This is a genomic window from Megasphaera sp. An286 (genome assembly GCF_002163455.1).
In the GTDB taxonomy this organism is placed as follows: Bacteria; Bacillota; Negativicutes; order Veillonellales; family Megasphaeraceae; genus Megasphaera; species Megasphaera stantonii.
The window spans coordinates 1-20,596 of sequence record NZ_NFIY01000027.1; the positions used below are offsets into that span (position 1 = coordinate 1).

Consider the following 20,596-nt stretch of genomic DNA (forward strand, 5'->3'; position numbering starts at 1 on the left):
ATGTACCGGTTTCTTTTCTCTTGCCATGATACTAAGCCTCCTATGATTTAGATTGTATCATAGAAGACCTATACCTGGCAGTTATTTACAGAAAAAGCTTCACATAGTCTTACTGGGCTCACAACGCTATTTGCGGCGCAAACGTATTGTCAACCACCGTTCAGGTGATAAAATTCTCAAAAACCTCTGTACTCCGCATAACTATCGCTGCGGCTCAAAAATTTAACATCCTGCCGATTTACAAAATAAGTATATCACATTTTACCCTTTTTTTAAAGCCTTCCATGAGTTTTGGACAGCGTCAGGTTGTTATGGGTATTAATTTGTCAGAAATTCGAGGTGTGTAAATCAGTCTTTTATTTTTAAATTTATATGGTGACATCTGCTATTTGGAGCATCTTTCATTCTTCTACCTCCCGCCTGTTCACGTTACTTGCCACAAGTATATTTTGCACTGTGAAATCCATCCATGCCTCAGCAACTCTTTTCCAGGTGCGTCGCTACGCGCTATATTCACACCGCTCTATCTCCCATGATCGTAGCCTCCGAGCTATTGTATACGGTTTAAATATACTCCTTTTCAAGGCATACCATATTCTGTAAACACTTGTTTTACAATCCATGTCCTTCGTTTTCTTCCTGCCTGTATTTTCCCTTCATATACCGCAATTGCCGACTCCACCGTTTCATAGATGGATTCATCGGCTTGTTCCAACTCTGCAGATCGCACAACCACCTATTTTCTGTGTAAACTCCAGCACAGCCAGCATCACGTCAGTTAGGGAAACTCGACCTGTTCCCAACAATTCAAGGTTTGCAAAATCGGTACTAAGAGAAAAAATGCGTTGCATAACGTTCATGAGAAGGACTCCTTTGTGTGAGATTGTAGTAATTTCATTATGCCAAAGAAGTCCCTTCTCTTTTTATATTCTTTTCACGTTTATACAGTAAAATTTTCTCACAGTTATTACACTAGCCGATTAATTACCTATCAGCATCATCTGCCCCTAGCGTTTACATAAACCTATTATACGACGATGTTTAATCCATAACATTCTGCTAAATACGGCATGATATGTTTCATATATTTAACTAAATTCATCAATGCGGTATTAGCAGAACGAATACGCAGGGCTGCATTTACATTTTTCCCCGATTTAAACATCTCATAACAAGCAGTTGAGTAGTTTCTCGTAAAAGCATAATATTTTTCTCCCGTCGGCAATACTAGATAATACTCCAACTTCCGTGTTTTCCAGGTCCCTTGAAAATTCTTTTTGGCAACTAAACTGATACGATGATTTAATTCAATAGCACACATATGAAATGCCTCCTTTAGATTTAACACGCTTAATTTATATTACAGACGGGAGTAATTTTGTTTGGGAATACCGGCTCTGATACAGCGCTTCATCAAAATTATACTTAGCTTTTACTGACTCAAAGGATTCAGTCAACAAACTCCCGACAGCAACATTTTTATCTTGTTGATTATCAATCAAATTTCCATTCGCATCTACTATAAAATAACTGTTGACCATACTGTCTTCCGAAACACGATTAATATGGGGATTACGCTGTAAAAAATATTGGAATTGTTCGTCTGTTATATTCAGCCATTTATTACTGAAAGTGCCATTGTCAAATGGTTTCATTTTGAATACTTTCCACCGTGCAATGGGTAATCCCTGTAAATAGGCACTTACTTTTTCTGTATAGTTCAATTTGTTTACAACAGTATTTATTTTAATTTTGACTTTGTATTGTTCTAATACCTTACACAATTCACTCAACTCATTTTTGCCAAATGTCTTATTAGATTTATCACATCGTCCAAGTTTTACACTTGTTTTTTCATTGAATGAATCTATAGAAAAGCCGATCATATCTACATAAGGTGCAATTTCTTTAGCACGCTGCGCTGTCATTAAAGAACCATTTGTAATGATAGAAGCTTTTAACTGCAATTGCTGGGTATACTCTAGTAATTCTTGCAAACCATAATATGCCAAGGGTTCTCCTCCAGCAAAATTTACGCTGCTTACTAATCCAGAGTCTTTTAAGTTCTTCATAATGTATTTCCATTGCACTACGTTCAATATGCCTTTACTATCAAATTTAGCAAAGCAGAATTTGCAATGGAAATTGCATCCTTCTAATAAGTGCAAATTAACTTTATACGTCGTTGTCATATTTCATCGCTCCTTTATGCATTTTCAATCAAATTATCTTACATTGTATATATCCAGGGCACTTGTCTTTTATCGGCAAAATGAAAAATATTTTTGCGATTCTTCCCTGCCCTAACTACATTTTTAGTATATATATAATCCACGTATATAACATGTCAAAAATCATACAAAAAAAATGGACCACAGTCACAAGTAATATTATAACTATGGCTATTCCGTATCTCTCTTTATATGATAATGCTTCTGAAATGCTTCAAAAAAGCAATGATTGTTCATTCAAATACTGCCGCTGCACACCTTCATGTATAGTGGCTTTTCTGAGTTCATCTTTAAAATACTTCATTGCCTATTTCTCCTCACGGCAGACTACCTGTTGTCATGTTCATAGCAACTATATTGAAACTGACATATATCTCTTTCCTAAAAACTTAGTAAAAATTTTTTAAGACGACAACGATCGATCTTGCCGACAGAGTGCTATCTTTGTAAGAATATAAATATACCGCATAGACCGCACTGCCGACTTAAAAGTCCTGCTTGATACCTTTCGAGTCCTGTACGCCGACCGGTTTCAAGAAGGAGAATTTCGCAAATGGATACAATTCATGTACGGCGGCCGGCTGCAGCGCATTCGGTTTACCTATTCAGGGCCGGACGTCGAAGCCATCTTAGATCGCCTTCCTACGGCTGTCATCGAAAAAGAAAAGGGAAACGTGTATACCCTTTCAGCTGAAGTATTTGGCGAAGGCATTACCATGTGGCTGCGAAGCCAAGGCAAAAATATTCACGTATTACCGTAATGTTTCCCCTTGACATCTACCGATATCCATAGTATACTTATCTAGTCAGCCGACGATGTGGAGTGATACTCAAGAGGCTGAAGAGGACGGTTTGCTAAATCGTTAGAGGTCGCAAGGCCTGCGAGAGTTCGAATCTCTCTCACTCCGCCAAAATACTGAAATGAGCAGTCTTGAATTTCTTCAAGACTGCTCATTTTTTATGCAAAAAATCCGTCAGGAATGCCGTCCAATTATATAATCCGCATACTAATTTCTTTAGAAAAGCACACAAAAGGACGGCGCCTGCGTCGTCCTTTTGTACATATACAACGTATATTATGCTTGTGTTTCCTTCTGCAGTATGGCATCTACAACGGCGGGCTTATGTTCCATCATATGTGTATGGCCCGGCCGGATATCGGCTTTCAGCACGACTTCCGTGCGCAATCCTTGCTCTGCCAAATAAAAGGTGGCTTTTTTGACGACAGCCATGACGTCGTCCCACTCGCCTTCGATTTCCGTAAACATGGAATTCGTACGGCTGGTCAATCCCGACTCGCGGATAATTTTCACGACCTGTGCCACATATGGCGAATAAGAATCTCCCGTACCGCAGGGAGCAATACAAACAGCTGCTAAAACATTCATTACAGTTCCTCCTTATATGAAATAGGATTTTGACTTATGTCCTCAGGCGAGGCCTGATACAGCTCATCCAGAAAAATCTGCTGGAATGAGCCAGTCCCGGCAGCTTTTACCTCGGCCCGCCTGCCGGCAAGATTATACGCCGCCGTCCCGGCAATCGCTGCTATGAACGGGTCTGCAACAGCTGTATATACGGTAATGACTCCTCCTAAGGAGCAGCCCGAACCAGTGACGCATTCCATCATCGGCGAGCCGCCGTAAGAAACTGCGTCATGGCAGCCGTCGGTAATGAAATCTTCTGCTCCTGACACGGCGACAGCGCCGCCGATCCATGTGGCCAGCGCTTTCGCCGCCGCCACGGCCTCGTCCACTGTATCGGTCGAGTCGACGCCTCGGACCTTCGAGGATGCTCTGCCGCCTAACTGCCATAAGCCAGCCAACGCAATGATTTCCGACGCATTGCCGCGAATAACCGACGGCTTATATTCCTTGCACTGAAGCAGCAGCTTCGTCCGCAGTTCACCCAGTCCAACGGCAACAGGATCCAGAACCCATGGCTTGCCCAGCTTGCGCAGGGCGTTCAACGTACGGGGAACCGTTTCCTCATAGATAGGAAGCAAGGTTCCCACATTGATATACATCGAGTCGCCCATCTTCACCAGGCCTTCTCCTTCATCAGGCAGATAGACCATCGCCGCTGAGCCGCCTGCGGCTAACTGGGCGTTGGCTACAAAATTAACCGTCACAAAATTCGTAATAGAGCCGGCCAAGGGCTTTGATTTTCTTGCGTTCTCCGCCGCCAGCCTTATTTGTTCCCGTATATACGCCGTATTCACGAAATCATCGCCTTCTTTCTGCTATTCTTATTATAAGCGCTGTCCGGATTCATCTCAACCTAAAAATACAAAAAACGCATTGACGATGTCTATGCATAGACGTTATCAATGCGCTTTCTTCATCAGCCTTCCTCTATAGACGATACGTAGTCTATATCCAATGATTCGACCGTATCGTTGTCAGCGGCAAAATTAACGGTGCCTTGTATTTTTCTGCCCCTTAAGATCATGGGAATCCACGTCCGATCTCCTTTCCACATCTCGTCGTAGGGAAGGGTATCTGCTGAAAACCACTGCGGTTCCATTTCCTCCGTTTCTACAATGGTTCCTTCATATTGGCGAACGAAATAGACGTATCCCAAGTGATTTAACTCCGGTTCGGCCGTAAACCGGAAGTCCAGCAAGCCTACTAATTCTAAATCTTCCGCTTTCGTCTGAAGGCCCGTTTCTTCCTGCAGCTCACGGACGGCGCACTGGCGAAAGGTCTCACCCGGCTCGATTTTCCCACCGAAGCCATTCCATTTCGATACGCCGAAGCCGCGTTTTTTTCGTCCCAGCAGGATTCTCCCTCTCTCGTCGACAGGAAAGCACAGCGTCGTATCTCTCATCGTTTTTTATGGAAATAGGCGTGCTCTTTAGCCAATTCCTGCAAAATCGTATCGATAGTCCAGGAAATATTATTAGGCGTTACCATAGCTTTGAGAGGCACGCTTTTTAAACGGCCGCGGCGAATTCCATCCAGCAGCAGATTGACAGCTTTATTGTCAAAGCCGCAAAGGATAAGGGCTTCCTTGGTTACAGGTTCCAACGCTTCGTCTTCGCCCATGTCTTCATGCACCTTAGTCTCGCTTGTCTCCACCTTATTGGCAGCGATTTCGGCAATTTCATCGTCGCTTAACCCCAACAGCTTGCCGACCGTTTCCGTCTTTTCTTCTTCTGCCACAACCTTGATTTGGGATTTCGTCAGCAATCCCAAGAGCTTTAACAGGCTGAGCCGTTCCGGCGTAAAGTTTACAGCCAGCATCATTCTATAGGCCATTGTCTCATCTCCTTGTAAAAAAACCGCTGCGGCACTGTGCCACAGCGGTCTCGTAAGCTATTACACTAATTCGATGATTACCATCGGAGCTGCATCGCCCTGACGAACGCCAGTTTTGATAATACGCGTATAACCGCCTTGACGGTCTTTGTATTTCGGCGCAATTTCATCAAACATTTTCTTAACTACGCTTTCGTCTCTTACGTAAGCCAATACCTGACGGCGAGCGTGTAAGTCGCCGCGTTTAGCCAAGGTAAGCATTTTTTCTGCTACTTTGCGGAGTTCTTTTGCCTTTGCTTCCGTCGTTTCGATGCGTTCATGCTGGAATAAAGAGGTAACAATGCTGCGCAGTAATGCTTTACGTGCAGAGCTGTCACGTCCCAACTTTCTATAAGCCATCGTTCATCCTCCTCGAATTATTCTTCGTTGGATTTCAAATCAAATCCATAATCTTTCAGTTTTTCAATAATTTCATCTACAGACTTTTTGCCCAAGTTGCGAATCTTAGACAAGTCATCTTCCGTCCGTTCAACCAAATCGCCTAACGTGTAGATGTTAGCCCGTTTCAAGCAGTTCGACGCGCGAACGGACAAATCCAATACGTCAATTTTAACTTGGCTGAGCTCCGGTCCGTTATCTTCTTCCGGTTCTTCGCCGTCGGGAGTCGTAAAGGGAGCGGCTGCTTCATTAGCCTTCGGATCAGAAGCGATCTTTTGGAAGTAATCCAAATAGCTGACCATGATAGACGCAGCTTTAGCCACGGCGTTTTCAGCAGCGATGCTGCCGTTGGTCGTCACTTCAAGCGTCAACGAATCGTAGTCCATTTCGTTGCCGACCCGGATATTGTTAACCTGGTAGTTCGTCTTTACAATCGGAGAGAAGATCGAATCGATGGGAATTACGCCGATCATATCCGTATCTTTCTTATTTCTTGTAGACGGAACATAGCCCTTACCCCGTTCGATATGGCACTGCATATAAATGTGCGCATCCGAGTCGAGGGTTGCAATATGAAGATCCGGGTTTAAAACTTCAATGTCTGTGCTTACGTTCAAATCTTCTGCAGTAAATTCGCATTCACCAGTGATATCAACCATGATATCCAATTCATCGACTTCGTCGCGAGTGAATTTCAGACTAAGCTGTTTTAAGTTCAGGATAATTTCCGAAACGTCTTCCCGAACGCCAGGTATCGTCGAAAATTCATGCAATACTCCATCGATCTTAATGGAGGTAATTGCTACGCCGTCCAGCGAAGACAAGAGGACGCGCCGTAAGCTATTGCCCAACGTGATTCCGTACCCTCTGTCGAGAGGTTCGCATACGAATTTTCCATAAGTGCCGTCGTCGCTTCTATCAACGGTCTTAACTTTAAATTTGTTATCATCGATCATCAGGAAAATCCTCCCATTCCAGAATCAAAACAACTTGGTTGAATATCTCTTATACACGTCTGCGTTTCGGCGGACGGCAGCCATTATGCGGGATAGGAGTTACGTCTTTAATGGAATTTACTTCCAGGCCTGCTGCCTGCAATGCGCGGATAGCGGCTTCACGACCGGAGCCGGGACCTTTTACATATACTTCAACCTGACGAAGGCCGTATTCCATAGCGGCTTTAGCAGCCTGTTCAGCAGCCATCTGAGCGGCGAACGGAGTGCTCTTACGGGAACCGCGGAAGCCGAGGCCGCCGGCGCTTGCCCAGGACAAAGCGTTGCCCTTCGTATCGCTGATAGTAACAATCGTATTATTAAAGGTAGAACGAATATGTGCTGCACCCGATTCTACATGTTTCTTTTCTTTTCTCTTATTGCTTCTTGCGTTATTCTTAGCCAAAATCGTTTCCCTCCTTACTTAGAAAATCTTATTTCTTCTTACCTGCTACTGCTTTTCTCGGACCTTTACGCGTACGTGCGTTTGTCTTCGTGCGCTGACCGCGAACGGGAAGACCTGCGCGATGACGTTTGCCCCGGTAAGAGTTAACTTCAATCAGACGTTTAATGTTGAGCGCTGTATCACGGCGAAGGTCGCCTTCTACTTTATAATCAGAACCGATTACTTCACGGATTTTCTGAACTTCATCTTCCGTCAAGTCGCGAACGCGCGTGTCCGGATTAACGCCTGTTTTTTTCAAGATTTCCTGGGACGAAGAAAGACCGATCCCCAAAATATAAGTTAAACCAATTTCAACTCGTTTGTCACGTGGTAAATCCACACCGGCTATACGTGCCATCTAATCATCCACCTCCTGTCGATTAACCCTGTTTCTGTTTATGTTTCGGATTTTCGCAAATGACCATAACGCGGCCTTTGCGTTTAATGATTTTGCATTTTTCGCAAATTTTCTTTACTGACGGTTTTACCTTCATAGTTAACCTCCTGCGTAAACAATCTTACTTGAAGCGATACGTAATACGACCGCGATTCAGATCATACGGTGTCAATTCCATCGTAACTCTGTCGCCGGGAAGAATACGAATAAAATTCATACGCATTTTTCCGGAAACGTGAGCCAGTACGATGTGTTCGTTTTCCAACTTAACTTTAAACATAGCGTTTGGCAGTGCTTCTACGACGACGCCTTCTACTTCAATGACATCTTCCTTAGACATGTGTACCCTCCCTGGTCAATTCCATCTTGGCCCGGTTCAAAACGGACCGTATCCATTCATTGCTGATTCTCAGGGGACCAGCGTTTCCTCTGGATACGCTCGTTCCCACTATCTGGAGATGCCGGCAATTTTTTTTCTTCGGCTTATCCAATTTGTACTTTCGACCGTCAGCAATCCATACATAGGGATAATCCAACTTGCCGACAACGACATACAGGCCCTCTTTATCTCTGCCCGCACAGCTTTTAACGACTGTGCAGACAGGCATCTCTATCCGCTCCATCATTCCGGTAAGGTCAGGATTTCCGGACCGTTTTCAGTAATAGCTACTGTATGTTCAAAATGGGCTGCCGGCTTCTTATCACAGGTAACGACAGTCCAACCGTTTTTCAACTGCCGGACTTTTTCCGTACCCATGTTGATCATCGGCTCAATGGCCAGAACCATACCCGGTTCCAGGAGTTCTCCGTGACCGGCAACGCCATAATTCGGCACTTCCGGTTCTTCATGCATGTCGGTACCGATGCCGTGTCCTACATAATCGCGGACAACGCCGTAACCGAATGATTCGGCATAGGATTGAACGGCATGCCCGATGTCGCCCAGGTGGTTGCCAGCTACTGCCTGCTCAATGCCTTTATAGAGACATTCTTCCGTCACTTTAAGCAACTGAAGAACGGCCGGGTCAACGTGACCGATAGGAATCGTCACCGTCGAGTCTCCATGATAGCCATTTTTGTTTACAACTAAGTCAACACTGATTATATCTCCATCTTTTAGCTTGCGCCGGCCCGGAATACCGTGAACGACTTCTTCGTTTACGCTAGCGCAGATAGTCGCCGGATATCCGTAATAGCCTTTACAGCTCGGAAAGGCGCCGCAGCTGCGGATGTATTCTTCGCAACGCTGATCCAGCTCGCCTGTCGTGACGCCCGGCTTCGCCAGCTTTTTCATCAGCTGCAATGCGTTGGCAGTAATGCGACCAGCTTCGCGAATATACTCTATTTCCCGTTTAGACTTTAAAATAATCATAATTATTTACTCTTTTCAAGGCTCTTTACGATATCATCAAAGACTGCATCCATCCCCTGCTTGCCGTCGACTTCGATGTACAAGTTGGAATTTTTGTAGTAATCAATAAGCGGTTTGGTCTGAGCAGCATATACGCTGAGACGTTTTTCAACGGTTTCGACCTTATCGTCGTCGCGCTGATACAATTCTCCGCCGCATTTATCGCAAACGCCTTCTACCTTAGACGGTTTAAAAGAAATATGATATGTCGCGCCACAGGAGCGGCAAATCTGACGGCCTGTCGTCCGCTTAATCAGTTCTTCATCAGGAACGGAAATGTTGACGACTCCGTCGAGCTTAATGCCCAAATCGCTGAGAATCGCGTCGAGGGATACGGCCTGGGACGTCGTGCGCGGGAATCCGTCGAGGATAAACCCTTTCTTGCAGTCGTCTTTTGCCAGGCGTTCTCTTACGATACCGACAGTAACGGCGTCCGGTACGAGCTGACCGTTATCCATATACTTCTTAGCTTCCAAACCAAGGGGAGTCTGTTCTTTAACAGCTGCTCGGAACATATCGCCCGTTGAAATCTGGGGAATACCATATTTTTCAATCAATCGTTCGGCCTGCGTGCCTTTGCCGGCACCCGGAGGCCCCATTAAAAGAATGTACATGTAAACTACCCCCTTATCATTTCATAAAGCCCTGATACTGTCTGTTGAGCAACAACGATTCGGCCTGCTTCATCGTATCGATAGCGACGCCGACTACAATCAGCAGCGCCGTACCGCCGAAATACACACCTTCAATGCCCGTAATCCAGCCGATGAAGTTCGGCAGAATGGCGATGAAGGCGAGGAAGAACGAACCTGCCAAGGTAATACGCGTCATAATTCTATCGATATACAAAGCTGTCGGCTGGCCCGGACGAATACCGGGGATAAAGCCGCCGTACTTCTGCATGTTTTCCGTAAGCTGCGGAATATTCAGCGAAATAGCGGTATAAAAATAAGTAAAGAAGATAATCAAAATGGCGTACATAATGGTGTTGGTCACCGTACCCCATGCAAACCATCCGGCAATCATCTGTACCGTTTCATTCTGTACGAACTGTGCAATCGTAATCGGGAACATCAGCACGGACGAGGCAAAGATGATGGGGATAACGCCAGCCTGATTGACTTTCAAAGGAATATGCGTCGAATGGCCGCCGTACATCTTCCGGCCGACAATCCGTTTCGCATACTGCACAACGACGCGCCGTTGTCCCTGCGTCACCTCAATGACTACGACAATCATGAAGAGGGCGATCAAGGCAAACAACAGCACCTGGAAAATATTGATGGAACCTGCCTGAATATATTTGTATACAGTCATGCAGCCATCGGGGAACCGCGCTACGATACCGGCGAAGATAATCAGCGAAATGCCGTTGCCGATGCCGCCTGCTGTAATCTGGTCGCCCAGCCACATGAGGAAACACGTGCCGGCCGTCAGAATCACTGCTACCATAAATACCATGGCCCAGCTGTCGTTTACGAAAGCGTTGTTTACTTTCAGCGCATAGCTCATGGCAAAGGCCTGGATGAAACCTAAGACTACCGTGCCATACCGGGTGACCTTCTGGATTTTTTCACGGCCGTCCTGATTGTCCTTCGCCCACTGCTCAAAGGTCGGAACGACCGACGTGAGGAGCTGCATGATAATGGACGCGTTGATATACGGCGTAATACTCATAGCGAGGATAGAAAACTTACTCAAGGCGCCGCCGGAAAATAAATCCAACAGGCCAAATAAGTTGCCGCTGCTGAAAAGATTTTCAATGACTGAGGCGTCTACTCCCGGAACAGGGATGTGGACACCTAGTCTGAAAATAATGAACATGATCAAGGTGAAAACTGCGCGTTTCCGGAACTCCGGAACGTTCAGCACATTCTGGATGTTCTCTAACACCTTAGATCACCTCTACCTTACCACCAGCTGCTTCAATTTTTTGCTGCGCCGATTTCGTGAAGCCCTGCGCTACAACGGTAAGGGATTTTTCCAATTCGCCGTTGCCGAGGATACGAACACCGTCGCATACGTTTTTAAGAATACCTGCTTCTACCAATGCAACAGGATCTACCGTCGTGCCGTTTTCAAAGCAATTCAGTACAGAAACGTTAACTTCTGCATACTGTTTAGCCCAGATATTTTTGAAACCGCGTTTCGGGAGCAAACGGTACAGAGGCATCTGGCCGCCTTCAAAGCCCGGGCGTTTACCGCCGCCGCTACGGGAAAGCTGGCCCTTCATGCCCTTGCCGGCCGTCTTGCCGTTGCCGGAGCCAATACCGCGGCCTACGCGATTGCGTTTTTTCTTGGAACCAGGAACAATACTCATTTCATGAAGTTTCAATTCAGCGCACCTCCTTCTATCTTAGATTTCTTCTACTTTGATTAAGTGTTCTACTTTATGAAGCATCCCTTTGATCTGCGGGGTTACTTCTTTTACTACGCTGGAATTCGTCTTGTGGAGACCCAGGGCAACGACAGTTGCGCGCTGGTCGCCAGGACGGCCTGCGAGACTCTTTACGAGCGTAACTTTTACTTGAGCCATCTTGTGTATCCTCCCTTATTAACCGTAAATTTCTTCTACAGTTTTGCCACGGAGTTCAGCAACTTTGTTGACATCCTTCAAACGGCTCAAGCCTTCGATCGTAGCCTGAACCATGTTGTTCGGGTTGGAAGAACCGATGGATTTTGTAAGGATGTTGCGGACGCCAGCCAATTCCAATACGGCACGTACAGGACCGCCTGCAATAACTCCAGTACCTTCGGCAGCCGGTTTCAGGAATACTTTGCCAGCGCCGAAAACACCTGTAATCGGATGGGGAATGGAACCGTTTTTCAAGGAAACAGTTACCAAATGTTTTTTAGCGTCTTCAACACCTTTGCGGATAGCTTCGGGAACTTCGCCGGCTTTACCTAATCCTGCGCCGACTCTGCCGTTGCCGTCGCCGACAACAACCAACGCACTGAAGGAAAAACGGCGGCCGCCTTTAACTACCTTAGCAACACGGTTGATGAATACGACATTTTCTTGTAATTCGAGACCTGCATGGTCAACTTTTGCCATGTGTTATTTCCTCCTTGATTAGAATTTCAAGCCAGCTTCACGAGCGGCTTCAGCAAGAGCGGCAACACGGCCATGATAGATATAACCGCCGCGGTCGAATACGACCGTCGTGATACCTTTTTCAAGAGCACGTTTTGCAACTAATGCGCCAACTAATTTTGCGCCTTCAGCATTGCCACCGCTGACGTTCTGAGCTTTAATTTCCTGATCCAACGAGCTGGCGGAAACCAAGGTAACGCCCTTCGTATCGTCGATGACCTGAGCATAAATATTGGAAAGGCTGCGGAAAACATTCAGACGAGGACGTTCAGCCGTACCGTTGATGTGTTTGCGCAAGCGCCAATGACGTTTCAAGCGAATTGCATTCTTACTGGATTTCAAGGAATTCACTCCTTTCTATGATAAGCTTACGTTAATTATTTCTTCGAACCAGCTTTGCCGGCTTTACGACGTACATGTTCGCCAGCATAGCGAATACCTTTTCCTTTGTACGGTTCAGGCAGGCGATAGCCGCGGATTTTAGCAGCGAATTCGCCGACAGTTTCATTATTAGCGCCGGATACGACGATTGTCGTTGCCGTCGGGCATTCGACCGTAACGCCTTCCGGAGCGTCTAATTCGAGGGGATGGGAGAAGCCGAGAGTCAAGGCCAGTTTCTTGCCTTTCATCTGTGCTCTGTAACCAACGCCGACGATTTCCAATTCTTTCTTAAAGCCTGTCGTAACGCCTGTTACCATGTTGGCAACGAGAGCGCGGGTCAAGCCGTGCAGGGCACGATGTTCTTTTTCGTCAGACGGACGTTCTACAGTAATGACGTTGTCAGCAACTGTAATTTTCATATCCGGGTGAAGCGTACGAGTGAGTTCGCCTTTCGGGCCTTTGACGGTAATCACGTGGCCATCGAGGTTGACATTTACGCCTGCCGGGATATCAATAGGCATTCTACCTACTCGGGACATATTGACACCTCCAAATATTACCAGACGTAAGCGATAACTTCGCCGCCCAAGCCGAGTTTACGAGCTTTTTTATCGCTCATAACGCCCTGGGACGTAGAAATAACAGCGATTCCCAAACCGCCGAGAACGCGGGGCAGTTCTTCTTTGCCGGCGTATACGCGCAGGCCCGGTTTAGAAATTCTCTTGATGCCGGTAATTACTTTTTCTCTATTGGAACCATATTTTAACGTAACTTTCAGCGTTTTGCCTTCGTTTACGGATTCATAATTCTTAACAAAGCCTTCTTCTTTCAAGATTTCGAGGACAGCGGCCTTCATCTTGGAAGCGGGCATTTCTACTTTTTCATGATAAGCCGAATTGGCGTTACGGATTCTGGTGAGCATATCCGCAATCGGATCGGTCATTGCCATTGTCTAAAAACCTCCCTTCGTGAAATACATTACCAGCTGGCTTTTTTAACGCCAGGAATCTGTCCTTTGTAAGCCAGTTCACGGAATGTAATGCGGCAGATGCCGAACTTACGCATATAACCGTGAGGACGGCCGGTTACTTTGCAACGGTTGTGCAGGCGTACCGGGGACGAGTTGGCCGGCAACTTAGAAAGCGCTTCATAGTCGCCCTTAGCTTTCAGTTCAGCACGGAGCTTTGCATAGCGGGCAACCATTTTTTCACGTTTCTTTTCACGTTCAAGCATAGATTTCTTTGCCATGTATGTTATCCTCCTTAATTACTTTTCAAACGGCATACCCATCATCGTCAGCATATCGCGGCCTTCTTCGTCCGTCGTAGCTGTGGTGACGATGGTGATGTCCATACCGCGGGCTTTATCGACCTTATCATATTCGATTTCCGGGAATATGAGCTGTTCCTTTAAGCCCAAGGTGTAGTTGCCACGGCCGTCAAATCCCTTTGCGCTTACGCCATGGAAGTCGCGGACACGAGGCAGAGCCAAATTCATCAATTTATCGAGGAATTCATACATCCGTTCGCCGCGGAGCGTTACTTTGCAGCCCAGGTTCATGCCTTCGCGGATTTTAAAGGCCGCGATGGATTTCTTGGCTTTCGTAATGATCGGCTTCTGACCGGAAATGATCGTCATATCGTTTACAGCAGCGTCCAAGGCTTTGGAGTTGGTAACAGCTTCGCCAACAGCCATGTTGATGACAACTTTTGTAACCTTCGGAATCTGCATTACATTTTTATAATTGTATTTTTCCTGCAAGCCTTTAGTGACTTCGGAAAGATATTTATCTTTTAATCTGGACACTTCTCAAGGGCCTCCCTTCTCAATTAGATGTTCTTGCCGCTCTTAACGGCAACGCGTACTTTCGTACCGTCGGCCTGCTGAACCGTTCTGACGCGGGTCGGCTTGCCGCTTTCAGGATCTACGAGCATAACGTTGGAAACGTGGATAGCTGCTTCCTTCGTGATAATGCCGCCTTGAGGATTGTTCTGACTCGGTTTCGTATGGCGCTTAACCAGATTAAGGCCTTCTACTACAACGCGGTCCTTTTTCGGATATGCTGCAATGATTTTGCCTTTTTTGCCTTTTTCTTTACCGGCGATGACGATAACCGTATCGCCTGTCTTAACGTGCATTTTTCCCATCGAGAACACCTCCTCCGATTATAATACTTCCGGAGCCAGGGAGATGATCTTCATGAAATCTTTTTCACGCAGTTCTCTGGCAACCGGCCCAAAAATACGAGTACCTTTAGGGCTTTTATCATTATTGATTACGACAGCTGCATTTTCGTCGAAACGGATGTACGAACCGTCTACGCGGCGCAATCCTTTTTTAGAACGAACGATAACAGCCTTTACTACGTCGCCTTTCTTGACAACGCCACCGGGTGATGCATCTTTAACAGACGCTGTAATGATATCGCCAATGTTGCCATATTTACGATATGAGCCACCCATGACCTGGATGCACAAAAGTTTTTTGGCACCGGTGTTATCGGCAACATTCAACATAGTTTCTTGCTGAATCATGGCTTAACCTCCTAGTTAATTCAAGCTTATTTAGCTGCTTCTACGATCGTCACAACTCTCCAGTGTTTCTGCTTGGACAGGGGACGGGTTTCTTCGATGCGTACGATATCGCCGATATGGCATTCGTTGTTTTCATCATGCGCTTTGAATTTTACAGTCGAAATAATCGGTTTTTTGTACAGCTTATGCTGCGTCTTATATTCTACAGCAACAACAACGGTTTTGTCCATTTTATCGCTGACAACTTTACCTACGCGGATTTTCCGTTCGTTTCTTTCCATCTGTGCTTGTAACCTCCTTTTAGATTCCAATCGAGTACGTTATCTTACGCCTGCGCTTTCAATTCTGCTTCACGCTGTACCGTTTTGATGCGGGCGATAGTCTTTTTAACTTCGCGGATACGCATTGGATTTTCTAATTGGCCGGTCGCATGTTGAAAACGGAGGTTAAACAATTCTTCTTTAAGGCTAACCACCTTTTCATCCATTTCGGCAGCGCTCAGAGCACGGATTTCTTTAACCTTCATTTTATTCACCACCTAATTCCTGACCTCTAACAACAAACTTCGTTTTAATCGGCAGTTTATGGCTTGCAAGACGCATAGCTTCGCGAGCTACTTCTTCGCTTACACCGCCCATTTCAAAAAGTACGCGGCCCGGTTTAGCAACGGCTACCCAGTATTCGGGAGCGCCTTTACCGGAACCCATACGAGTGCCAGCCGGTTTAGCCGTAATCGGCTTATCCGGGAAAATTTTAATCCAAACTTTACCGCCACGTTTGATATAACGAGTCATAGCAATACGGGCAGCTTCGATCTGACGGTTTGTAATCCAAGACGGTTCTGCTGCTACCAAACCGAAATCGCCGTGAGCGACTTTATTGCCGCGCTGAGCCTGACCTTTCATGCGGCCGCGGAACTGTTTACGATATTTAACACGTTTTGGAATTAACATTATGCTTCACTCCCTTCGTGTTTTTTCTGCGGAGCTTTTTTAGCTTCCGGCAGGATTTCACCTTTGTAGATCCAGCATTTTACGCCGATGCAGCCGTATGTCGTATGAGCTTCAGCGAAGCCGTAGTCGATATCGGCGCGGAGCGTATGCAGAGGAATAGAACCGTCGCGAACGCTTTCGCTGCGAGCGATTTCAGCGCCGCCTAAACGGCCGGAGCACATGATCTTAACGCCTTTTGCGCCCATGCGCATCGTACGGCCTACGCACTGTTTCATAGCGCGGCGGAAGCCGATGCGGCGTTCGAGCTGGCTGGCTACGTTTTCAGCAACGAGGGTTGCGTCCATTTCAGCCTGTTTGATTTCGGCGATGTTAACGTCGACAGTTTTCGTCGTGAAAGCTTTCAGCGCTTTCTTAATATCTTCAATGCCTGCGCCGCCGCGGCCGATAACCATGCCCGGTTTAGCAGTATGGATAATCAATTTGATACGTTTTGCAGAACGTTCGATTTCAATACGAGAAACGCCTGCGATGAACAACTGTTTCTTTAAGAATTCACGGATTTTTACGTCTTCATTCAGAAGTGTTGCATAATCCTTTTCAGCATACCATTTCGCATCCCAGGGTTTTACAACGCCAACACGAAATCCATGGGCATTAACTTTTTGACCCACTACGTTTCCCTCCTTATGCTCTTTCTTTTACGACAACAGTCAAATGACTGGAATGTTTCAAAATCTTGAAAGCCTGTCCACGGCTGCGCGGATGAATACGTTTCATCGTGGAGTCCTGGTCGACAAAAATTTCCGAAACATACAATTTATCTACATTCATGTCGTTGTTGTGTTCCGCGTTCGCTACGGCGGAGCGCAGTGCTTTTTCAACTACGCGGGAACCGACTTTCGGCGTAAATTTCAAGATAGAGAAAGCTTCGCCTACATTTTTGCCCCGAACCAAATCAGCTACGATTCGAATTTTACGGGGGGCAATGCGGATATGTCTAGCAATTGCTCTTGCTTCCATTGATGTTACCTCCCTTATTTCGTTGCTTTTTCAGATTTAGCGTGGCCTTTGAATGTACGAGTCGGCGCAAATTCGCCCAACTTATGACCTACCATGTCTTCTGTAACATATACAGGAACGTGTTTCCGGCCGTCGTGAACAGCAATCGTATGACCTACGAAGCTAGGCAAAATCGTGGATGCACGAGACCAGGTTTTTACTACTTTCTTTTCATTAGCTTCATTCATAGCGTCGATTTTCTTCAGCAGGTGGAATGCTACGAATGGGCCCTTTTTAACGGATCTGGACACTTAATTATCTCCTTTCCACAATCTTATTTACGTCTCTTCACAATAAATTTATTGGAAGCTTTTTTAGATTCACGAGTCTTAACGCCATAAGCAGGTTTACCCCAAGGAGTAACCGGACGTTTACGGCCAACAGGAGACTTGCCTTCGCCGCCGCCATGCGGATGGTCGCACGGGTTCATAACGACGCCGCGGTTGCCCGGACGGATGCCCTTCCAGCGGGAACGGCCGGCTTTACCAACGGTAATGTTTTCATGGTCCGTATTGCTGACTACGCCTACCGTAGCGCGGCATTTGATATGGACCTGACGAAGTTCGCCCGAAGGAAGACGGAGCAGCGCATAATTGCCTTCTTTAGCCATGAGCTGTGCCGATTCACCGGCGGAGCGAACCATCTGGCCGCCTTTGCCGATTTTCAATTCAACGTTGTGTACCAACGTACCGAGAGGAATATTAGCCAAGGGCAATGCGTTGCCGATCTTGATATCCGATTCGGGGCCGCTGTAAACAACGTCGCCTACTTTAAGGCCGTTCGGAGCGATGATATAGCGTTTTTCGCCGTCTGCATAGAACAGCAGGGCGATATTAGCAGAGCGGTTCGGATCGTATTCGATCGTCGCTACTTTTGCAGGAATGTTATCTTTAATACGTTTGAAGTCGATCAAACGATAACGGCGTTTGTGACCGCCACCCTGATGACGGACTGTCATTCTGCCGCTGTTATTACGACCGCCCTTGCTGCTTACTTTAGCCAGCAAGGATTTTTCCGGTTTGGACGTCGTGATGTCTTCGAAAGTCGAAACAGTCATGAAACGACGGCCGGCGGAATACGGTTTAAATGATTTAATGGCCATTGTAGTGCCTCCTCCTTTATTTCGTTATCCCTTAAGCTCCTTCAAAGAATTCGATTGTTTCGCCTTCCTGAAGTGTTACGATGGCTTTCTTGTAATCCGGGCGTTTGCCGATATATTTGCCCATGCGTTTGAATTTACCCATCATACGAATCGTGTTGACGCTCTTTACTTTTACGCCGAACACAGCTTCAACAGCTTTACGGATTTCGATTTTATTGGCATGGAGCGGTACTCTGAAAGTATATTTGCCATCAGACATCATCATCGTTGTCTTTTCAGTAATAACCGGTTTTAACAAGATATCATGCATCATCATTACGCGAGCACCTCCTCAATCTTGGCTACAGCGCTCTTTGTGACAAACAATTTTGTGTGGTGGAGCAAATCAAAGATGTTCACGCCTTCAGTGGAAACAGCTTTGACGCCAGTGATGTTACGGGCGCAGCGCGCGACGATTTCGTCATTATCCGTAATGAAGAGAACTTTTTCACCGGCAAACTTGAAGTTGTTGATGATGTTGACGATTTCTTTCGTCTTCGGAGCTGCCAAGGTGATTTCGTCCAATACGAACAATTCATTCGTATTTACTTTATCGCTCAGAGCGGATTTAACAGCCAGACGTCTTGCCTTGCGAGGCATTTTCTGAGCGTAAGAGCGCGGATGGGGACCCCAAATGGTGCCGCCGCCAACCCACAACGGGCTGCGGGTGCTGCCTACACGGGCCCGGCCGGTTCCTTTTTGTTTCCAAGGTTTCTTGCCGCCGCCACGAACCAAACCTCTGGTTTTCGTGGAGTGCGTGCCTAAACGTTCGTTAGCGAGCTGACGAAGAACGGCCTGTCTCATGACAGCTTCGTTTACTTCAACGCCAAATACGCTATCGTTTAATTCGATTTCACCGGTCTGTGCGCCGGCAATATTATACGTGCTTACTTTTGGCATTATTATTTATCCTCCTTCCTGTGTGACAACAATTAGCGGGGTTTTACAGTATCACGGATCATGACAAGGCTGCCTTTAGCACCCGGAATACCGCCTTTGATCAAGATAAGGTTTTTATCCATGTCGACTTTTACGACGGAGAGATGAAGAACCGTTGCCTGATTACCACCCATTTGTCCAGGAAGTTTTTTACCTTTGATGACTTTACCGCCACCGCCGCTGATCATAGGTCCGAGAGAACCAGGTTCACGGTGAGATTTAGAGCCGTGAGTCATTGGCCCGCGATGGAAGCCGTGACGTTTGATGGTACCTGCAAAACCTTTCCCCTTGCTGGTGCCAATTACGTCGACGAGATCGCCGCTTGCGAATATATCAGCTGCCAGAGTTTGGCCTACCGTGTATTCCGGCGTATCTGTCAAACGGAATTCGCGAAGATACTTAACAGGAGCTACGCCTGCTTTGTCGAATTGACCCTTAACGGGTTTTGTCAGATGTTTTTCTTTGATTTCGCCATAGCCCAGCTGAATGGAGTTGTATCCGTCCGTATCAACGGTTTTTACGCGGACAACGACATTCGGCGAAGCTTCGACGACTGTTACGGGGATGACTGCGCCTTCTTCAGTAAAAATCTGAGTCATACCCAACTTTTTCCCCAAAATAGCTTTAGACATAATCGCACCTCCTCCTATAATTTGATTTCAATGTCTACGCCAGCCGGCAGGTCGAGTCTCATCAAAGCGTCAACAGTTTTATTGGAAGCTTCGAGAATATCGATCAAGCGTTTGTGCGTACGCAGTTCGAACTGTTCACGAGAATCTTTGTTTACGTGGGGCGAACGCAGAATCGTGAAGATGTTCTTTTCCGTCGGAAGCGGAATCGGGCCAGATACCATAGCACCTGTCCGTTTCGCCGTATCGACGATTTTCGCCGCGCTCTGATCCAACGTCTTGTGGTCATAAGCTTTGAGGCGAATTCTGATTCTTTCCTGTTTTGCCATTACTTAATTCCTCCTAACGTCCATTTCTTAGAATAGACTGCTCCATAGGAGTTTCCCCGCAGGGCGGGCAACATCCTATATCATAGTTTTTTTACGCATAGTCAGGGCATCCCCTGTTGTCGCGTACTTAGATAGTTTACTACAAAAAGAGCGGGCATGCAAGGATTTTTCTACGTTTTTCCGTACTTTTTCTAGGGAGCCGAATCAATTTTGCATGGAATTTATTCTGTAAAATCATGGTAAAGAAAAGAGCTGCAAGCCAATGCTTGCAGCTCTTTCTATGTCTTAATCTGCCCGTAATCTTACGGCGAATTACGCTTCGATTTCAGATACGACGCCTGCGCCTACCGTACGGCCGCCTTC

General features: G+C 46.3%; 37 protein-coding genes and 1 tRNA gene. 2 read left to right on the top strand and 36 right to left on the bottom strand.

Going from position 1 to position 20,596, the window contains the following annotated elements:
- Positions 1-1,027: 1,027 nt before the first annotated feature.
- On the bottom strand, positions 1,028-1,321 hold the full coding sequence (locus tag B5F80_RS10230; RefSeq protein ID WP_087478731.1) for a hypothetical protein: 294 nt from the start codon (positions 1,319-1,321) through the stop codon (positions 1,028-1,030).
- Positions 1,322-1,355: 34 nt separating this feature from the next.
- Entirely contained in the window at positions 1,356-2,192 is an 837-nt protein-coding gene (locus B5F80_RS10235) for a viperin family antiviral radical SAM protein (protein WP_087478732.1), read from the bottom strand.
- Positions 2,193-2,797: 605 nt separating this feature from the next.
- On the opposite strand from B5F80_RS10235, the gene B5F80_RS11440 reads away from it, so the two are divergent.
- Entirely contained in the window at positions 2,798-2,992 is a 195-nt protein-coding gene (locus B5F80_RS11440) for a hypothetical protein (protein ID WP_087478733.1), read from the top strand.
- 59 nt (positions 2,993-3,051) lie between these two features.
- Positions 3,052-3,142: transfer RNA gene (locus tag B5F80_RS10245), tRNA-Ser, on the top strand.
- Positions 3,143-3,307: 165 nt separating this feature from the next.
- Here B5F80_RS10245 and B5F80_RS10250 read toward each other — a convergent pair.
- The 34 genes from B5F80_RS10250 to rpsJ all read right to left on the bottom strand — a co-directional run bounded on the left by B5F80_RS10250 (position 3,308) and on the right by rpsJ (position 20,233).
- Positions 3,308-3,619 carry an MTH1187 family thiamine-binding protein gene (locus tag B5F80_RS10250; RefSeq protein ID WP_087478734.1) on the bottom strand — a complete coding sequence of 104 codons (312 nt, stop codon included), beginning with the start codon at positions 3,617-3,619 and terminating at the stop codon, positions 3,308-3,310.
- Positions 3,619-4,452, bottom strand: coding sequence for a hydroxyethylthiazole kinase (thiM, locus tag B5F80_RS10255; RefSeq protein ID WP_087478735.1), 834 nt, complete (start codon positions 4,450-4,452; stop codon positions 3,619-3,621). The genes B5F80_RS10250 and thiM overlap by 1 nt, the downstream gene beginning before the upstream one ends.
- A gap of 122 nt (positions 4,453-4,574) precedes the next feature.
- Positions 4,575-5,060 (bottom strand): 8-oxo-dGTP diphosphatase, encoded by a 486-nt coding sequence (locus B5F80_RS10260; RefSeq protein WP_087478736.1) that lies wholly within the window; start codon positions 5,058-5,060, stop codon positions 4,575-4,577.
- A complete protein-coding gene (locus B5F80_RS10265) occupies positions 5,057-5,491 on the bottom strand; it encodes a DUF3783 domain-containing protein (protein ID WP_239386353.1) in 435 nt (144 codons plus the stop codon). Before B5F80_RS10265 ends, B5F80_RS10260 begins: the two co-directional genes overlap by 4 nt.
- A 60-nt stretch (positions 5,492-5,551) precedes the next feature.
- A complete protein-coding gene (gene rplQ / locus B5F80_RS10270; RefSeq protein WP_087478737.1) occupies positions 5,552-5,890 on the bottom strand; it encodes a 50S ribosomal protein L17 in 339 nt (112 codons plus the stop codon).
- 17 nt (positions 5,891-5,907) lie between these two features.
- Entirely contained in the window at positions 5,908-6,885 is a 978-nt protein-coding gene (locus tag B5F80_RS10275; RefSeq protein ID WP_087478738.1) for a DNA-directed RNA polymerase subunit alpha, read from the bottom strand.
- 49 nt (positions 6,886-6,934) lie between these two features.
- Positions 6,935-7,327 (bottom strand): 30S ribosomal protein S11, encoded by a 393-nt coding sequence (rpsK, locus tag B5F80_RS10280; RefSeq protein WP_087478739.1) that lies wholly within the window; start codon positions 7,325-7,327, stop codon positions 6,935-6,937.
- 28 nt (positions 7,328-7,355) lie between these two features.
- Positions 7,356-7,724 (bottom strand): 30S ribosomal protein S13, encoded by a 369-nt coding sequence (gene rpsM / locus B5F80_RS10285; protein WP_087478740.1) that lies wholly within the window; start codon positions 7,722-7,724, stop codon positions 7,356-7,358.
- Between the two features lie 22 nt (positions 7,725-7,746).
- A complete protein-coding gene (gene rpmJ / locus B5F80_RS10290) occupies positions 7,747-7,860 on the bottom strand; it encodes a 50S ribosomal protein L36 (RefSeq protein ID WP_007391661.1) in 114 nt (37 codons plus the stop codon).
- A 24-nt stretch (positions 7,861-7,884) separates the two neighbouring features.
- Entirely contained in the window at positions 7,885-8,103 is a 219-nt protein-coding gene (infA, locus tag B5F80_RS10295; RefSeq protein ID WP_007391714.1) for a translation initiation factor IF-1, read from the bottom strand.
- Between the two features lie 282 nt (positions 8,104-8,385).
- A complete protein-coding gene (map, locus tag B5F80_RS10305; RefSeq protein ID WP_087478741.1) occupies positions 8,386-9,135 on the bottom strand; it encodes a type I methionyl aminopeptidase in 750 nt (249 codons plus the stop codon).
- Positions 9,136-9,137: 2 nt separating this feature from the next.
- Positions 9,138-9,788, bottom strand: coding sequence for an adenylate kinase (locus tag B5F80_RS10310; RefSeq protein WP_087478742.1), 651 nt, complete (start codon positions 9,786-9,788; stop codon positions 9,138-9,140).
- A gap of 16 nt (positions 9,789-9,804) precedes the next feature.
- A complete protein-coding gene (secY, locus tag B5F80_RS10315; protein ID WP_087478743.1) occupies positions 9,805-11,067 on the bottom strand; it encodes a preprotein translocase subunit SecY in 1,263 nt (420 codons plus the stop codon).
- 1 nt (position 11,068) lies between these two features.
- Positions 11,069-11,509 carry a 50S ribosomal protein L15 gene (gene rplO / locus B5F80_RS10320; RefSeq protein WP_087478744.1) on the bottom strand — a complete coding sequence of 147 codons (441 nt, stop codon included), beginning with the start codon at positions 11,507-11,509 and terminating at the stop codon, positions 11,069-11,071.
- A 21-nt stretch (positions 11,510-11,530) separates the two neighbouring features.
- Positions 11,531-11,710: a 50S ribosomal protein L30 gene (gene rpmD / locus B5F80_RS10325; RefSeq protein ID WP_087478745.1), complete on the bottom strand. Its 180-nt coding sequence runs from the start codon at positions 11,708-11,710 to the stop codon at positions 11,531-11,533.
- Between the two features lie 18 nt (positions 11,711-11,728).
- A complete protein-coding gene (gene rpsE / locus B5F80_RS10330; protein WP_087478746.1) occupies positions 11,729-12,229 on the bottom strand; it encodes a 30S ribosomal protein S5 in 501 nt (166 codons plus the stop codon).
- 18 nt (positions 12,230-12,247) lie between these two features.
- Positions 12,248-12,610 (bottom strand): 50S ribosomal protein L18, encoded by a 363-nt coding sequence (gene rplR / locus B5F80_RS10335; protein WP_087478747.1) that lies wholly within the window; start codon positions 12,608-12,610, stop codon positions 12,248-12,250.
- A gap of 35 nt (positions 12,611-12,645) precedes the next feature.
- Entirely contained in the window at positions 12,646-13,188 is a 543-nt protein-coding gene (rplF, locus tag B5F80_RS10340; protein ID WP_087478748.1) for a 50S ribosomal protein L6, read from the bottom strand.
- A 17-nt stretch (positions 13,189-13,205) separates the two neighbouring features.
- Positions 13,206-13,598: a 30S ribosomal protein S8 gene (gene rpsH / locus B5F80_RS10345; RefSeq protein WP_087478749.1), complete on the bottom strand. Its 393-nt coding sequence runs from the start codon at positions 13,596-13,598 to the stop codon at positions 13,206-13,208.
- A gap of 29 nt (positions 13,599-13,627) precedes the next feature.
- Positions 13,628-13,897: a 30S ribosomal protein S14 gene (gene rpsN / locus B5F80_RS10350; protein ID WP_087478750.1), complete on the bottom strand. Its 270-nt coding sequence runs from the start codon at positions 13,895-13,897 to the stop codon at positions 13,628-13,630.
- A gap of 18 nt (positions 13,898-13,915) precedes the next feature.
- On the bottom strand, positions 13,916-14,455 hold the full coding sequence (rplE, locus tag B5F80_RS10355) for a 50S ribosomal protein L5 (protein WP_087478751.1): 540 nt from the start codon (positions 14,453-14,455) through the stop codon (positions 13,916-13,918).
- A gap of 23 nt (positions 14,456-14,478) precedes the next feature.
- Positions 14,479-14,796 (bottom strand): 50S ribosomal protein L24, encoded by a 318-nt coding sequence (gene rplX / locus B5F80_RS10360; RefSeq protein ID WP_087478752.1) that lies wholly within the window; start codon positions 14,794-14,796, stop codon positions 14,479-14,481.
- Between the two features lie 18 nt (positions 14,797-14,814).
- Positions 14,815-15,183, bottom strand: a complete 369-nt coding sequence (gene rplN / locus B5F80_RS10365; protein WP_007391728.1) for a 50S ribosomal protein L14 — start codon at positions 15,181-15,183, stop codon at positions 14,815-14,817.
- 26 nt (positions 15,184-15,209) lie between these two features.
- On the bottom strand, positions 15,210-15,464 hold the full coding sequence (gene rpsQ / locus B5F80_RS10370; protein ID WP_087478753.1) for a 30S ribosomal protein S17: 255 nt from the start codon (positions 15,462-15,464) through the stop codon (positions 15,210-15,212).
- Positions 15,465-15,508: 44 nt separating this feature from the next.
- A complete protein-coding gene (rpmC, locus tag B5F80_RS10375) occupies positions 15,509-15,709 on the bottom strand; it encodes a 50S ribosomal protein L29 (RefSeq protein ID WP_014015743.1) in 201 nt (66 codons plus the stop codon).
- Between the two features lies 1 nt (position 15,710).
- Positions 15,711-16,136 carry a 50S ribosomal protein L16 gene (gene rplP / locus B5F80_RS10380; RefSeq protein ID WP_087478754.1) on the bottom strand — a complete coding sequence of 142 codons (426 nt, stop codon included), beginning with the start codon at positions 16,134-16,136 and terminating at the stop codon, positions 15,711-15,713.
- Positions 16,136-16,807: a 30S ribosomal protein S3 gene (gene rpsC / locus B5F80_RS10385; protein ID WP_087478755.1), complete on the bottom strand. Its 672-nt coding sequence runs from the start codon at positions 16,805-16,807 to the stop codon at positions 16,136-16,138. Before rpsC ends, rplP begins: the two co-directional genes overlap by 1 nt.
- Positions 16,808-16,820: 13 nt before the next feature.
- Complete coding sequence (gene rplV, locus B5F80_RS10390; protein WP_087478756.1) at positions 16,821-17,156, bottom strand: 50S ribosomal protein L22; 336 nt, start codon at positions 17,154-17,156, stop codon at positions 16,821-16,823.
- 14 nt (positions 17,157-17,170) lie between these two features.
- Positions 17,171-17,446, bottom strand: coding sequence for a 30S ribosomal protein S19 (gene rpsS / locus B5F80_RS10395; protein WP_087478757.1), 276 nt, complete (start codon positions 17,444-17,446; stop codon positions 17,171-17,173).
- Positions 17,447-17,469: 23 nt separating this feature from the next.
- Entirely contained in the window at positions 17,470-18,297 is an 828-nt protein-coding gene (rplB, locus tag B5F80_RS10400) for a 50S ribosomal protein L2 (RefSeq protein WP_087478758.1), read from the bottom strand.
- Between the two features lie 31 nt (positions 18,298-18,328).
- Complete coding sequence (gene rplW / locus B5F80_RS10405) at positions 18,329-18,613, bottom strand: 50S ribosomal protein L23 (protein WP_087478759.1); 285 nt, start codon at positions 18,611-18,613, stop codon at positions 18,329-18,331.
- Positions 18,613-19,236 (bottom strand): 50S ribosomal protein L4, encoded by a 624-nt coding sequence (gene rplD / locus B5F80_RS10410; RefSeq protein ID WP_087478760.1) that lies wholly within the window; start codon positions 19,234-19,236, stop codon positions 18,613-18,615. Before rplD ends, rplW begins: the two co-directional genes overlap by 1 nt.
- 32 nt (positions 19,237-19,268) lie before the next feature.
- On the bottom strand, positions 19,269-19,907 hold the full coding sequence (gene rplC, locus B5F80_RS10415; protein ID WP_087478761.1) for a 50S ribosomal protein L3: 639 nt from the start codon (positions 19,905-19,907) through the stop codon (positions 19,269-19,271).
- Positions 19,908-19,921: 14 nt separating this feature from the next.
- Positions 19,922-20,233, bottom strand: coding sequence for a 30S ribosomal protein S10 (gene rpsJ / locus B5F80_RS10420; protein WP_006791160.1), 312 nt, complete (start codon positions 20,231-20,233; stop codon positions 19,922-19,924).
- Between the last annotated feature and the right edge of the window lie 363 nt (positions 20,234-20,596).

What these genes read in the sequence shown, in the direction of transcription:
- rpsM (WP_087478740.1), bottom strand. Translation starts at nt 7,724, where the DNA reads ATGGCACGTATAGCCGGTGTGGATTTACCACGTGACAAACGAGTTGAA.
- B5F80_RS10275 (WP_087478738.1), bottom strand. Translation starts at nt 6,885, where the DNA reads ATGATCGATGATAACAAATTTAAAGTTAAGACCGTTGATAGAAGCGAC.
- rpsN (WP_087478750.1), bottom strand. Translation starts at nt 13,897, where the DNA reads ATGGCAAAGAAATCTATGCTTGAACGTGAAAAGAAACGTGAAAAAATG.
- rpmJ (WP_007391661.1), bottom strand. Translation starts at nt 7,860, where the DNA reads ATGAAGGTAAAACCGTCAGTAAAGAAAATTTGCGAAAAATGCAAAATC.
- rplN (WP_007391728.1), bottom strand. Translation starts at nt 15,183, where the DNA reads ATGATTCAGCAAGAAACTATGTTGAATGTTGCCGATAACACCGGTGCC.
- B5F80_RS10260 (WP_087478736.1), bottom strand. Translation starts at nt 5,060, where the DNA reads ATGAGAGATACGACGCTGTGCTTTCCTGTCGACGAGAGAGGGAGAATC.
- rplF (WP_087478748.1), bottom strand. Translation starts at nt 13,188, where the DNA reads ATGTCCCGAGTAGGTAGAATGCCTATTGATATCCCGGCAGGCGTAAAT.
- B5F80_RS10310 (WP_087478742.1), bottom strand. Translation starts at nt 9,788, where the DNA reads ATGTACATTCTTTTAATGGGGCCTCCGGGTGCCGGCAAAGGCACGCAG.
- rplW (WP_087478759.1), bottom strand. Translation starts at nt 18,613, where the DNA reads ATGATGATGCATGATATCTTGTTAAAACCGGTTATTACTGAAAAGACA.
- B5F80_RS10230 (WP_087478731.1), bottom strand. Translation starts at nt 1,321, where the DNA reads ATGTGTGCTATTGAATTAAATCATCGTATCAGTTTAGTTGCCAAAAAG.
- rplQ (WP_087478737.1), bottom strand. Translation starts at nt 5,890, where the DNA reads ATGGCTTATAGAAAGTTGGGACGTGACAGCTCTGCACGTAAAGCATTA.
- rpmD (WP_087478745.1), bottom strand. Translation starts at nt 11,710, where the DNA reads ATGGCTCAAGTAAAAGTTACGCTCGTAAAGAGTCTCGCAGGCCGTCCT.
- B5F80_RS11440 (WP_087478733.1), top strand. Translation starts at nt 2,798, where the DNA reads ATGTACGGCGGCCGGCTGCAGCGCATTCGGTTTACCTATTCAGGGCCG.
- B5F80_RS10250 (WP_087478734.1), bottom strand. Translation starts at nt 3,619, where the DNA reads ATGAATGTTTTAGCAGCTGTTTGTATTGCTCCCTGCGGTACGGGAGAT.
- rplP (WP_087478754.1), bottom strand. Translation starts at nt 16,136, where the DNA reads ATGTTAATTCCAAAACGTGTTAAATATCGTAAACAGTTCCGCGGCCGC.
- B5F80_RS10235 (WP_087478732.1), bottom strand. Translation starts at nt 2,192, where the DNA reads ATGACAACGACGTATAAAGTTAATTTGCACTTATTAGAAGGATGCAAT.
- rpsE (WP_087478746.1), bottom strand. Translation starts at nt 12,229, where the DNA reads ATGGCAAAAGTTGACCATGCAGGTCTCGAATTACAAGAAAATGTCGTA.
- map (WP_087478741.1), bottom strand. Translation starts at nt 9,135, where the DNA reads ATGATTATTTTAAAGTCTAAACGGGAAATAGAGTATATTCGCGAAGCT.
- rpsQ (WP_087478753.1), bottom strand. Translation starts at nt 15,464, where the DNA reads ATGGAAAGAAACGAACGGAAAATCCGCGTAGGTAAAGTTGTCAGCGAT.
- infA (WP_007391714.1), bottom strand. Translation starts at nt 8,103, where the DNA reads ATGTCTAAGGAAGATGTCATTGAAGTAGAAGGCGTCGTCGTAGAAGCA.
- rplB (WP_087478758.1), bottom strand. Translation starts at nt 18,297, where the DNA reads ATGGCCATTAAATCATTTAAACCGTATTCCGCCGGCCGTCGTTTCATG.
- rpmC (WP_014015743.1), bottom strand. Translation starts at nt 15,709, where the DNA reads ATGAAGGTTAAAGAAATCCGTGCTCTGAGCGCTGCCGAAATGGATGAA.
- B5F80_RS10265 (WP_239386353.1), bottom strand. Translation starts at nt 5,491, where the DNA reads ATGGCCTATAGAATGATGCTGGCTGTAAACTTTACGCCGGAACGGCTC.
- rplV (WP_087478756.1), bottom strand. Translation starts at nt 17,156, where the DNA reads ATGGAAGCAAGAGCAATTGCTAGACATATCCGCATTGCCCCCCGTAAA.
- rplD (WP_087478760.1), bottom strand. Translation starts at nt 19,236, where the DNA reads ATGCCAAAAGTAAGCACGTATAATATTGCCGGCGCACAGACCGGTGAA.
- rpsH (WP_087478749.1), bottom strand. Translation starts at nt 13,598, where the DNA reads ATGGCAATGACCGATCCGATTGCGGATATGCTCACCAGAATCCGTAAC.
- rpsJ (WP_006791160.1), bottom strand. Translation starts at nt 20,233, where the DNA reads ATGGCAAAACAGGAAAGAATCAGAATTCGCCTCAAAGCTTATGACCAC.
- rplX (WP_087478752.1), bottom strand. Translation starts at nt 14,796, where the DNA reads ATGGGAAAAATGCACGTTAAGACAGGCGATACGGTTATCGTCATCGCC.
- rplC (WP_087478761.1), bottom strand. Translation starts at nt 19,907, where the DNA reads ATGTCTAAAGCTATTTTGGGGAAAAAGTTGGGTATGACTCAGATTTTT.